Here is a 12,054-nt window from a genome sequence, read left to right as displayed (position 1 = left end):
ATGGCGGGCGGGCCCGTCGGCCAGCATCCCGAGCATGTTTGCCCACACTGACCGCCCGATCTTCGTCCTCGGGTGCCCACGGTCGGGGACGACGCTGCTGCAGCTGATGCTGCACTCGCACCACCGGATCGCCGTCCCCGCCGAGACCCGGTTCGTCATCCCGGCCTGGACGTCGCGGTGCGACTTCGGTGACCTGCGCGACAGCCGGAACCGGCGGGCGCTGGCCGACTGGATCACCACCGGGCGGGGGACCAAGTTCGCCGACCTCGGCTTGGACGCCGACCGGACCGCCGACGAGATCGCGGCCGCTCCCCCCACGCTGGGTTCGGCGCTGGCCGTCGTGTTCCGCGCCTACGCCCGCCGCTTCGACCGGGTGCGCTGGGGCGACAAGCGGCCCAGCTACTTCCGGTACGTCGACGCGCTGCGGCGGATGTACCCCGACGCCCAGTTCGTCCACGTGGTCCGCGACGGCCGCGACTGCGTGGCCTCGCTCAAGGAGATGCCCTGGTACAAGCAGGACATCAACCACGCCATCTGCGTCTGGCGGGAGGCGATCGACCAGGGCCGCCGGTACGCCGCCGAACTCGGCCCCGACGCCTACTACGAGCTGCAGTACGAGCGGCTCGTCGCCGACCCGGCCGACGAGCTGATGCGGCTGTGCGCGTTCCTCGGCGAGGAGTACGACCCCGCCATGACCGAGCCGAACAGGGTCGCGCGGCTGACCGTCCCGCCGCAGAAGAAGTGGCACCGCCGCACCCACGCCGCCGTCGACGGCGGCAGCGTGGGGTCCTGGACGCGGCGGCTGGAGCCGTGGGAGGTCGGCCTGGCCGAGGCGGCGTTCGGGGAACGGCTGGCCGAATACGGCTACGAGCCGAGCGGCGCGCCCCGTCCCACGCGCGGGCAGCTGGCCAGGCTCGCCAAGGTCAGCACCCACCGCCGCATGTCCCAGAGCAAGCAGCGGATGCGGGAGCGGTGGCGCACGCGCAGCGAGCCGAACCCGGTCGAGTCGCTCCTCACCACCGTGTGGACCGGACCCGCCCCGCTCATCGTCGAGCCCGCCTCGCCGTTCGGCGTGGTGCCCGCGCCGTCCCCCGTCCCGCTGGCCGAACGCCGCGCCGAACCGGCCCGCACAGGCCACCCGGGCATCTGACCACCGCCCGCCTCGCCGCTCTCGGCGTCGGCCGGGGCGGGGTCAGTCGAGGGCGGCCAGCTGGTCGGCGAACCAGCGGCGTGGGGGGAGCGCGGTGGCGGCGGCGGCCAGCCGGGCGCTGCGTTCGGCGCGGCGGTCGGGCGGCATCAGCAGCGCCTGGTGCAGCGCCTCGGCGGTCTGCGACACGTCGTAGGGGTTGACGACGAGCGCGTCGGCCGCCAGTTCGGCCGCCGCGCCCGCCTCCCGCGACAGCACCAGGGCGCAGCCGTGCTCCGACACCACCGGCCCCTCCTTGGCGACCAGGTTCATGCCGTCGCGGATCGGGTTGACCACCAGCACGTCGGCCATCCCGTAGGCGGCGAGCGAGCGCGGATAGTCGTCGTTGACCTGCAGGATCAGCGGATCCCAGGTCGCGGTGCCGTACTCGTCGACGATCTGCGCGGCCAGCCGCTGCACCGCCGCGGTGTACTCGCGGTACTCGGGCAGGTCGTGCCGGGACGGGTAGGCGAACGCCAGGTGCACCACGCGGCCGTGCCACTCGGGATGGTTGGCGAGCATCTCCCGGTAGGCGGCCAGGCCGCGCACGATGTTCTTGGACAGCTCGGTCCGGTCGATCCGCACGATGAGCCGCCGGTCGCCGACCTGCTCGCGCAGCGCCCGGCGGCGTTCGGCGACGTCCGGTTCGGCGGCGCGCGCCCGCAGTTGCTGCCCGTCGACGCCGAGCGCGTGCACGCCGACGCGGGTGACGTGGCCGGCGAAGGTCACCGTCCGGGCCGCGCGGTCGACCCGGGCGCCCGGCAGCAGCTGCTCGCAGCAGTCCAGGAACGCCGCGGCCCACCGTTCGGCGAGGAAACCGGCGTGGTCGGCGCCGAGGATGCCGTCCAGCACCGCCGCGCCGACGTCGTCGGGCAGCAGCCGGTAGTACTCGGGGGACGCCCACGGCGTGTGCGAGAAGTGCACGATCTTCAGGTCGGGGCGGCGGTCGCGCAGCATCCGCGGCGCCAGCGACAGGTGGTAGTCCTGCACCGCCGCCTTGGCGCCCGGGGCGGCGTCGCGGGCCAGGGCGTCGGCGAACGCCGCGTTGTAGGCCTCGTACGACTGCCAGTCGCGCCGTGCGCGCGCGTCGAAGTGCGGGACGCGGGGCGTGTCGTAGAGCAGGTGGTGGACGAACCACAGCGTGGAGTTGGCCACGGCGTTGTAGGCGCGGTGGAACGTCGCGGGCGGTATGTCGAGCATGCGCACGGCCGCCCCGCCCGTGTCGTGCCCGTCCAGGTCGAGCCTGCCCTCGGGGGCGCGACGCGCGGCCGAGCGGTCGGCCTCCCCGAGCGCCGCGCACACCCACAGCACGTCCGGCGGCGCGCAGCCGTCGTCCGGCTCGCGCCCGCCGCCCGTCACCGCGGCCAGCCCCGACACCAGGCCGCCCCCGCCGCGCCGCAGCGTCAGGGAGCCGTCGTCGGCGAGCGAGAACGACACCGGGCCGCGGTTCGACGCCACCAGCACTTGGCTCATAGGGGAAGCGTCTCAGTTCGTGAGCGCGCGCTTCAAAGAGACCCGCAGGAAGGCGTTTTCGGGCCGTCCCCAGACGGTGCAATGCCCGGTGTCACAGGGCCCCGGCGTGTATGTCGATCTTCTCCGGGTAAACGAGCGCGGCGTGAGCAGGGCCGAGACGACGAAAACCGTTCTGGTCGCGGGGACGGCGAACCTGTTGCTGGCGATCACCAAGCTGGTCGCGGGGGTGCTGGCGGGGTCCAGCGCCATGCTGGCCGAGGGCGCGCACTCGGTGGCCGACACCCTCAACCAGGCGTTCCTGCTGGCCTCGCTGCGGCGCAGCGCGCGCCCGCCGGACCGGCGGCACCCCTTCGGATACGGCAACGAGCGGTACTTCTGGTCGCTGCTGGCGGCGTTCGGGATCCTCGTCGCCGGGGCCGGCTACTCGATCTTCGAGGGCGTGCTGGCGATCGTCGGCCGGGAGCCGGGCGGCGAGCAGGTCTGGCTGGCCTTCACCGTGCTGGCCGTCGCGGCGGTGCTGGAGGGGACGTCCTGGCTGCGGGCCTTCACCCAGGCGCGCCGCGAGGCCCGCGGCACCGTGGTCGGCCATGTGCGCCGGACCCCCGACGTGACGTTCAAGGCGGCCCTCTTCGAGGACACCGCCGCGATGATCGGCCTGGCGTTCGCCGCGGCCGGGCTGACGCTGCGGGAGGCGACCGGCTCGCCGGTCTGGGACGGGATCGCCTCCATCCTCATCGGGCTGCTGCTGGTCGTGGTGGCGTTCGCGCTCGGCCGCGACAGCCGGCACCTGCTCATCGGGCAGGCCGCCGACCCCGCCGCGCAGCGCGAGATCCGCGCGGAGATCACCGCCGCGCCCGGGGTGGACGGCGTGGAGGAGCTGTTCACCATGCACTTCGGCCCGGAGGAGATCCTCGTGGCCGCCAAGGTGCACTTCTCCGACGCCATCAGCGCCGACGAGGCCGAGGACATCGCCGGGGACATCGACCGGCGGCTGCGCGAGCGGCTGCCCGCCGTCCGTCACGTCTTCCTCGACCCCACGCAGGAAGACGCCCCCCAGCGGGACTCCGCTCCGTCGATGGACCCGGCCCGGCGCGACCTCACCGGGTAGCCGTGACGGCCCGGCCCGGCTGCTGGGACGGCGCGTGGCGCGAGTGGCCCGGACCTGTCCGGCCGGGACGCGTGACGTGGCGAGGAGGTGGGTAATGTCTCACATTGCGAGACCCTCTTGTCCGGCAACCGGTCAGATCATGTAAAGTCGCGCATACGACGTGATACCGCTCATGCGGAACGTTCGGCGAACGAGCGTTCTCTCCGCGCGGACACACGCGACGGCGGCCGCCCCCGGCGGCCCGCACCACAACTGAAGAACGCTCATCCAGAGGGGTGGAGGGACCGGCCCTGTGAAGCCCCGGCAACCACCTGGTTCGTAAGCGCTCGCGATCCCGCGAGGCCGGCCAGGAAATGGTGCCAACTCCGGCCTGCGACCAAGGTGGCGCAGGAAAGATGGGGAGAAAGGCCTCGCCACATGGCTGTCACGCCTGCCGTCGATCTGGGACCCGCGACCGCCCTCACCTGCCGCGAATGCGGTCACACCCGCGAACTCGGCCCGCACTACGCGTGTGAGGAGTGTTTCGGCCCGCTGGAGATCTCCTACGACTTCGCCGGCGTCTCCCGCGCCGACATCGAGGCCGGGCCGCGCAACATCTGGCGCTACCGCGGGCTGCTGCCGGTGCCGGGCAACGTCGCCGACACCCCCAACACCGAGCCCGGCCTGACCCGCCTCGTCCGCGCCGACCAGCTCGCCGAGTCGCTGGGCCTGCGCCGCCTGTGGGTCAAGGACGACAGCGGCAACCCCACCCACTCGTTCAAGGACCGCGTGGTCGCGGTGGCGCTCGCCGCCGCCCGCGAGCTCGGCTTCAAGGTGCTGGCCTGCCCGTCCACCGGCAACCTGGCCAACGCGGTCGCGGCCGCCGCGGCCCGGGCGGGCATCCGCAGCGCGGTGTTCGTCCCGTCCGACCTGGAACGGCAGAAGATCCTCACCACGGCGGTGTACGGCGGCACGTTCGTCACCGTCGACGGCAACTACGACGACGTCAACCGGCTGGCCTCCGAGATCGCCGGAGAGCAGGACGACTGGGCCTTCGTCAACGTCAACGTGCGCCCCTACTACGCCGAGGGCTCCAAGACCCTCGGCTACGAGATCGCCGAGCAGCTCGGCTGGCGGCTGCCCGACCAGATCGTGGTCCCGGTCGCCTCCGGCTCCCAGCTCACCAAGATCGACAAGGCGTTCCAGGAGCTGATCAAGCTCGGCCTGGTCGAGGACAAGCCGTACCGGGTCTTCGGCGCCCAGGCCACCGGGTGCTCGCCGGTGGCGGCCGCGTTCAAGCAGGGCCACGACGTCGTCCGGCCGGTCAAGCCCGACACCATCGCCAAGTCGCTGGCCATCGGCAACCCCGCCGACGGCCCGTACGTGCTGGACGTGACGCGCCGCACCGGCGGCGCGGTCGAGGACGTCACCGACGAGCAGGTCGTCGAGGGCATCCGGCTGCTGGCCCGCACCGAGGGCATCTTCGGCGAGACCGCGGGCGGCGTCACCGTCGCGTCCCTGCGCAAGCTGGCCGAGTCCGGCGCCCTCGACCCCGAGGCCGAAACCGTGATCATCAACTCCGGGGACGGGCTGAAGACCCTGGACGCCGTCGCCCCCGTCGTCGCGCCGACCGCGAACATCGCCCCCTCCCTGGAGGCGTTCCGCGCCGCGGGCCTGGCCTGACCGGACGCCCGCCGCGGCCGCGCGTCTCTTCGGCGGCCGCGCATCCCGTCGTACGACCCGAGCACTTCGAGGAGCCAGCATGAGCACCGTGTCCGTTCGGATCCCGACGATCCTGCGGAGCTACACCGGCGGCGAGGCGGAGGTCAAGGCCGAGGGCGCCACGCTGCGCGCGGTCGTGGCCGACCTGGAGGCCAGCTACTCCGGCATCTCCGCCCGCATCCTGGACGACAACGGCAAGATCCGCCGCTTCGTCAACGTGTACGTGGGCGACGAGGACGTCCGGTTCGCCGAGGGCCTGGACACCCCGACCCCCGAGGGCGCGCAGATCTCCATCATCCCGGCCGTCGCCGGCGGCTGACGGCACCGACAACGGCCCGCGCCCGGCACTCGTCGGGCGCGGGCCGCTTTTTCCCGCGCGCGGGACAAAGCACGAAAACCGGCTTCCCGTTCGCCGCCATCGGGTACGGGCCCCTCATGGGCATAGCGGAGGACGTCGCGGGGACGGTGGAAAGTCATCCCATGGTCCGGAAGGTGAACCTGGTCGGCTCCCGGGCGCGCGGAAACGCCACCGAGTTGTCGGACTGGGACTTCCACGTCACCGTGGACGACTTCGCCGGGGTCGCCGCCGTCCTGCCGGGCATGGTCGCCCCGTACGGGCCGCTGGCCGCCCAATGGGACCCGCTCGGCGACTGCGCGAGTTATCTGCTGATCTTCCCCGGTCCCGTCAAGGTCGACCTGCTCTTCCCGGAGATGCCGCGCAGTTGGAACCCGCCGTGGCGGGTCGGCCCCGACACCCTTCCCGCGATCGACGCGCACTTCTGGGACTGGGCGTTGTCGCTGGCCGGCAAGCGCCGCCACGGAAAGTCCGACCGCGTCCGCGGCGAACTGCTGAAGATGACGCGATTCCTGCTGGGCCCACTCGGAGTGCAGACCGTCCCGCAATCCCTGGAGGACGCCGCGGCGCGTTTCGTACGGGCCCGCGACCGCCTGGAGTCGCGATATGGGCTGCGCATCTCCCGGCGCCTGGAGGAAGAGGTTCTGCCACTCCTGCGTACTCCCGAGACCGGCCATTACCGCCCGTCCGGCCTTCCCTCGTAAACGGCCGCGCTCCCCGACGGGCGCGGTTTCGCCATGCCTCTCGCGGGGCGGGCGCGGCTCTTCCCGCCTGCGTCGCCTGCGCGCGGAACACGGCCCCTCCCGGCGACGCGACCCGGGTCCGCGTTCAGCGAACGTTCCGCGAACGTGCCGCGACGAGCGGCGGACGGCCACCCGCGGCGGCGCCCGGCCCGCCCCCGACGCCGGATGCTTTCGCAGGTCAGGGGGTGTCCGGGCAGGTAAGGAGGGTACAGCCGGGGGGAAGGTCGGCCGCTTGCACTCGGACGGGTAGAGTGCTAAACACGTCGTTGGCACTCTACTGTGGAGAGTGACAATCCCACAGTGTGGGTCGGGGCGATGAGGCCATGCCTCCGGCGGCGGAATGGCAGCCGTCGGGCAGGTCGTCCGTCGCGGGCATCGGCTCGATCCGTAAGGCCACCCTGTTCCGGGAGGACTGGAGCCTATGGCTGCAAAGATGATCTCGTTCGACGAGGATGCCCGGCGCGGCCTCGAGCGCGGTATGAACCAGCTCGCGGACGCCGTCAAGGTCACCCTTGGCCCCAAGGGCCGCAACGTCGTGCTGGAGAAGAAGTGGGGCGCCCCCACGATCACCAACGACGGCGTGTCGATCGCCAAGGAGATCGAGCTGGAGGACCCCTGGGAGAAGATCGGCGCCGAGCTGGTCAAGGAGGTCGCCAAGAAGACCGACGACGTCGCCGGTGACGGCACCACGACCGCCACCGTGCTGGCCCAGGCGCTGGTACGCGAGGGCCTGCGCAACGTCGCGGCCGGTGCCAACCCGATGTCGCTCAAGCGCGGCATCGAGGCCGCGGTCGAGCGGGTCAGCGAGGAGCTGTCCAAGCTGGCCAAGGACGTCGAGACCAAGGAGCAGATCGCCTCCACCGCCTCCATCTCCGCGGGTGACACCCAGATCGGCGAGATGATCGCCGAGGCGATGGACAAGGTCGGCAAGGAAGGCGTCATCACCGTCGAGGAGAGCCAGACCTTCGGCCTGGAGCTGGAGCTCACCGAGGGTATGCGCTTCGACAAGGGCTACATCTCGCACTACTTCGTGACCGACCCCGAGCGGATGGAAGCGGTCCTGGAGGACCCGTACATCCTGATCGTCCAGGGGAAGGTGTCGGCCAACAAGGACCTGCTGCCGGTCCTGGAGTCGGTCATGCAGGCCGGCAAGCCGCTGCTGCTGATCGCCGAGGACGTCGAGGGCGAGGCCCTGGCCACCCTGATCGTCAACAAGATCCGCGGCATCTTCAAGTCGGTGGCGGTCAAGGCCCCCGGCTTCGGCGACCGCCGCAAGGCCATGCTGGGCGACATCGCCACCCTGACCGGCGGCCAGGTCATCAGCGAGGACGTCGGCCTGAAGCTGGAGAACACCACCGTCGACATGCTGGGCCGCGCCCGCAAGGTCGTCGTCTCCAAGGAGGAGACCACGATCGTCGACGGCGCCGGTGACGCCAACGAGATCGCGGGCCGGGTCAACCAGATCCGGGTCGAGATCGACAACACCGACTCCGACTACGACCGCGAGAAGCTGCAGGAGCGGCTGGCCAAGCTGGCCGGCGGCGTGGCGGTCATCAAGGCCGGCGCGGCCACCGAGGTCGAGCTGAAGGAGCGCAAGCACCGCATCGAGGACGCCGTCCGCAACGCGAAGGCGGCCGTCGAGGAGGGCATCGTCCCCGGCGGTGGCGTGGCGCTGCTGCAGGCGGGCGCCAAGGCGTTCGACAAGCTGGAGCTGAACGGCGACGAGGCCACCGGCGCCAACATCGTCAAGCGCGCGCTGGAGGAGCCGCTCAAGCAGATCGCGGTCAACGCCGGCCTCGAGGGCGGCGTCGTGGTCGAGAAGGTCCGCTCGATCGAGCCGGGCCAGGGCCTGAACGCCGCGACCGGCGACTACGTCAACATGTTCGAGGCGGGCATCATCGACCCGGCCAAGGTGACCCGGTCGGCGCTGCAGAACGCCTCGTCCATCGCGGCGCTGTTCCTGACCACCGAGGCCGTCATCGCCGAGAAGCCGGAGAAGGAGAAGGCCCCGGCGGGCATGCCCGACGGCGGCGGCATGGACTTCTGAGTCCGGCTCCGTACGACTCGGTACGCCTGGCAGAGGGGCGGTTCCCCACGGGACCGCCCCTCTTCGCGTGCGCGGGCCGCCCGGCACGGCCCGATTAGTCTTTCCGCGGGAGGTGGGACGGTGGCGGACGCCGAGCACGTGAACATCTGGATGCTGCCCGAACGTCCGGCCCGGGGGCCGCGGCCCGCCTACAGCAGGGCGCAGATCACCGAGGCGGCCGTCCGGATCGCCGACGCCGAGGGACTGGACGCGGCCTCCATGCGCAGGATCGCCGCCGAGATCGGCGCGGGCGCCATGTCGCTGTACCGGTACGTCCCGAGCCGCACCGACCTGATCGAGCTGATGATCGACCACGCCCTCGGCGAGATGGACCTGCCGGAACATCCCTCGGGCGACTGGCGCGCCGACGTCACCCTGCTGGCCGGGCGGCAGCGGGCCATGCTGCTGCGTCATCCCTGGATGCTGGGGCTGCGGCGACGTCCCGGATTCGGGCCCAACCAGCTGCGCCTGATCGAGTTCGGCTGCCGCGCGCTGGACTTCGGCCAGCCCATCGACGACATCCTCGCCGCGTACGCGATGCTCAACGGCTACGTCGAGCAGGCCGTCGCGGAGCAGCTGACCTGGATCGAGGAGCAGCGCCGCACCGGCCTGAGCCGCGAGGACGTGATGGTGCGCAATTCCGCCTACGTCCGCCAGATCCTGGCCAGCGGCGAGTACCCGATGTTCATTCGCATCATCCGCGACGCCGTCCAGCCGCACATGGACGACGACCGGCGCTTCCACTACGGGCTCGACCGCGTCATGGCCTGCATGGCCGCGATCCTCCCCACCGACAACACCACAGGAGCCCCCGCCGACACCCCAGGGGAAAGCACCCGCCCCCCGGACACGGGACCCGACTGAGTTCGAGCGGGGCCGTCCGGCCGGGGACCGGCGGGGGGTGTGGAAGCGGGCGGGGGAGGGCACGTGCTCAGGGGCCGCATTCGGGCCATTGGCACGGTTGAGGTCGCCGGCGCGTTGTCAGGGTGAGGCATTGATGCGTTGACGCGGTCAGACCGGACGCCTTCGGGAGGTGTGGAATGACGGACGCGTTCGGCACGATGCGCCACGTGTACGGTCTCTTCGGCGCGTCCATCCTGCGTGTCGAGCAGCCCAGGCGGCTGCCCGCCGCCAAGTCCCAGTACAGGATCTTCGACGGGCCCGGGACGCTGGTCGCCGAGGCGGAGGAGGAGAACGTCTCCATCCGCCGTCAGGCGTCCCGCGTGCTGTGGGGCGGCTCGGAGGCTTCCGCCCGCACCGTGCGGGTGTCCGACCCGCAGGGCGTGCCGCTCATGGTCATCGACAAGCCCGTGCATTCGCAGAACGCAACCGTGTACGACCCGGACGGCGCGTTCGTCGGCGTGTTCCAGCAGGAAGACCACACCTTCCGCTACGGCCTCCACGACGTCGCCGGACGGCGCGTCGGCGAGCTCAAGGGCAACCGGCTCGGCCGCAGGTTCGCGGTGCTCGACGCCCACGGCGCGCACGTCGCCCAGGTCGACAAGAAGTGGGCCGGCGTCGGCAAGGAGGTCCTGACCACCGCCGACCGCTACACCGTGGAGATCTACCGGTCGCTCCCGTACCCGCTGCGGCACCTCGTCGTCGCGGCCGCCCTCGCGATGGACATGATCCATTACGAGGAGAAGGACTATTTCAACTGACCGCGCCACCCGTGACCGGGGAGCGCGCGGGGCTACCCCGCCGCGCCGACCGCGTCGGTGCCGTAACACGCCTCGGCCCTCGGCGGGGGTTCCCCTCGCCGTCCCGCCTTGGCAGGATCACCCAAGCGCCGCCACGCACCGAACCGGTGCCGGGCCCCGGCCGTACCGCTGTGCGGATCGCGTCGGCGGCGGACGGAGCCGGTCATCGCGGACCGCGCACGCGAACGAGGCCAGGAGGACACGTGAGCGATTTCTTCGGCGCTTCGGTGCTCAGAGTCGAACAGCCTCGCAGAGGCCCGTTCGCCAGATCGAAGTACAAGGTCATGGACGGTGACGGCACGGTGCTGGCCCTCGCCGACGAGACCGGAGCGCGCGGCCGCACCGAGACGCTGCGCACGGTGTTCCCCGGCAAGTCCGAACTGGACGCCCGGGCGGTGCTGCTCAGCACGCCGGACGGGGAACCGCTGCTGATCGTCGACAAGGAGCGCGGCCGGATGCTCACCGCGGTGCGGCGCCCGGAGGGCGAGCTGGTCGGCACGATCCGCACCGAGCGCGTCGGCCGCCTGTACAGGCTCTACGACGGCGACGACAAGCGCATCGGCGAGATCGCGGTGGACGTGGCGCGCAGCAACTTCGTGGTGAGCGACGGCGAGGGCAACCGGGTCGCACGCGTTCGCAAGAAGTGGGCCGGCCTGGCGACGCACCTGCTGACGACGGCCGACAAGTACGACGTGGAGATCCACGACCCTGTTCCGGAGCCGCTGCGGACGTTGGCGGCGACGACGGCGATCGCCATGGACATGACGCTCCACGAGTCCAAGGACATCACCTGACCCGGGACGCCCGGAAACCCCAAGCTTGGTCACCTCGGGCATGGTGCGTCTCTTCCTCGGGCGCCGGCCGGGCGGCTTGAGGTGAGGACTCGGACATGTCCCGTTGATCGAGGTTTGAGCCAGGGGTGCGGCGAGGTAACTAACGGTCGTGCAGGCCATGCCCGAACGTTCGACCGGTTGGTGGATATCACCGGCAATACCGACCATCGCCAACTGCGTGCTGGCCGCACTCTGGGTCTTCTCCACGGCCGGAGGGTGGGCCGTGTCGGCGTTCTGCGGAGACGCCGAGGAACGGGACGGCGCATGCGCGGCCGACGTCGCCATGGCCGAGGTGGCGTCCGTGCCGTTGGCGGTCGTCGCCGCCTTCATCGCGGTGACCGCTTGGGCGGTGCCGGCGGTCCGCCGCAGGTACGACCGGCTCGACGGGCTTCTCACCGTCGCGGCCCTCGTCTGGGTGGCGGCCGAGGGGGTTCTCTTCGTCGGCGGGTACGTGGCCAAACCGTGACCACCGCGATCTGTGGGCATTCGTACTGGTAGGAGCCGCGGACGCCCGACACGTGCGGGGCGTGTGCGCCAGCCGGTTTGACGAGGGCCCCTCGTGGGCATACTGTTCTCTTCGCCCCACGGGGAAACGAACGCCAAGGGCGGTCGGCCCGGGGGTATCCACCACCGTTCTCCACAGCGGAGCGGCGTACGCCGCCTCCGTCGTGTGTGCGCGTGTGGCGGCATCGGAAACAGCGCGATTTTGACAATCGGGCCGGATCTGATGAAATAGCACGGCCGCCCGGAAGTCGCCGCGAAAGTAGCGCCGGAAGGGCGGATACCGGAAAAGAACGGGAAATTGACAGCCCGATCGGATCTGGTAAATTAGAAGAGTCGCCCCGGGGGCGGGAAACGCGAAAGCGGGA

11 protein-coding genes and 1 riboswitch are annotated in these 12,054 nt (G+C 71.4%); of the genes, 10 read left to right on the top strand and 1 reads right to left on the bottom strand.

All coding sequences use genetic code 11. The features are described 5' to 3' along the window. Window positions 1–34 precede the first annotated feature (34 nt). Entirely contained in the window at window positions 35–1,150 is a 1,116-nt protein-coding gene (locus ABD811_RS08755; RefSeq protein ID WP_344943587.1) for a sulfotransferase family protein, read from the top strand. Between the two features lie 42 nt (window positions 1,151–1,192). Here ABD811_RS08755 and ABD811_RS08750 read toward each other — a convergent pair whose 3' ends face one another. Beyond that, on the bottom strand, window positions 1,193–2,659 hold the full coding sequence (locus tag ABD811_RS08750) for an alpha,alpha-trehalose-phosphate synthase (UDP-forming) (RefSeq protein ID WP_344943585.1): 1,467 nt from the start codon (window positions 2,657–2,659) through the stop codon (window positions 1,193–1,195). Between the two features lie 142 nt (window positions 2,660–2,801). On the opposite strand from ABD811_RS08750, the gene ABD811_RS08745 reads away from it, so the two are divergent. The 9 genes from ABD811_RS08745 to ABD811_RS08705 all read left to right on the top strand — a co-directional run bounded on the left by ABD811_RS08745 (window position 2,802) and on the right by ABD811_RS08705 (window position 11,651). Further along, window positions 2,802–3,767 (top strand): cation diffusion facilitator family transporter, encoded by a 966-nt coding sequence (locus ABD811_RS08745; RefSeq protein WP_344943582.1) that lies wholly within the window; start codon window positions 2,802–2,804, stop codon window positions 3,765–3,767. 260 nt (window positions 3,768–4,027) lie between these two features. Next, a riboswitch (SAM riboswitch) is annotated at window positions 4,028–4,169 on the top strand. Window positions 4,170–4,184: 15 nt separating this feature from the next. Next, on the top strand, window positions 4,185–5,429 hold the full coding sequence (thrC, locus tag ABD811_RS08740; protein ID WP_344943580.1) for a threonine synthase: 1,245 nt from the start codon (window positions 4,185–4,187) through the stop codon (window positions 5,427–5,429). Window positions 5,430–5,508: 79 nt separating this feature from the next. Further along, window positions 5,509–5,787: a MoaD/ThiS family protein gene (locus tag ABD811_RS08735; RefSeq protein ID WP_344943577.1), complete on the top strand. Its 279-nt coding sequence runs from the start codon at window positions 5,509–5,511 to the stop codon at window positions 5,785–5,787. Between the two features lie 161 nt (window positions 5,788–5,948). Then, entirely contained in the window at window positions 5,949–6,527 is a 579-nt protein-coding gene (locus tag ABD811_RS08730; RefSeq protein WP_344943575.1) for a nucleotidyltransferase domain-containing protein, read from the top strand. Window positions 6,528–6,987: 460 nt separating this feature from the next. Beyond that, on the top strand, window positions 6,988–8,613 hold the full coding sequence (groL, locus tag ABD811_RS08725; RefSeq protein ID WP_344943572.1) for a chaperonin GroEL: 1,626 nt from the start codon (window positions 6,988–6,990) through the stop codon (window positions 8,611–8,613). A gap of 120 nt (window positions 8,614–8,733) precedes the next feature. Then, window positions 8,734–9,516 carry a TetR/AcrR family transcriptional regulator gene (locus ABD811_RS08720; protein ID WP_344943569.1) on the top strand — a complete coding sequence of 261 codons (783 nt, stop codon included), beginning with the start codon at window positions 8,734–8,736 and terminating at the stop codon, window positions 9,514–9,516. Window positions 9,517–9,692: 176 nt separating this feature from the next. Further along, on the top strand, window positions 9,693–10,313 hold the full coding sequence (locus ABD811_RS08715) for an LURP-one-related family protein (RefSeq protein ID WP_344943566.1): 621 nt from the start codon (window positions 9,693–9,695) through the stop codon (window positions 10,311–10,313). Window positions 10,314–10,555: 242 nt separating this feature from the next. Continuing rightward, the gene (locus ABD811_RS08710; protein WP_344943564.1) at window positions 10,556–11,146 is read left to right on the top strand and encodes a phospholipid scramblase-related protein; all 591 of its coding nucleotides are present in this window, start codon (window positions 10,556–10,558) and stop codon (window positions 11,144–11,146) included. Window positions 11,147–11,363: 217 nt separating this feature from the next. Further along, window positions 11,364–11,651 carry a hypothetical protein gene (locus tag ABD811_RS08705; protein ID WP_344943561.1) on the top strand — a complete coding sequence of 96 codons (288 nt, stop codon included), beginning with the start codon at window positions 11,364–11,366 and terminating at the stop codon, window positions 11,649–11,651. The last annotated feature ends 403 nt before the right edge of the window (window positions 11,652–12,054 follow it).

Source organism: Actinomadura miaoliensis (assembly GCF_039536785.1).
GTDB classification, from domain to species: Bacteria; Actinomycetota; Actinomycetes; order Streptosporangiales; family Streptosporangiaceae; genus Spirillospora; species Spirillospora miaoliensis.
This window is presented reverse-complemented; position numbering and strand designations above follow the sequence as displayed.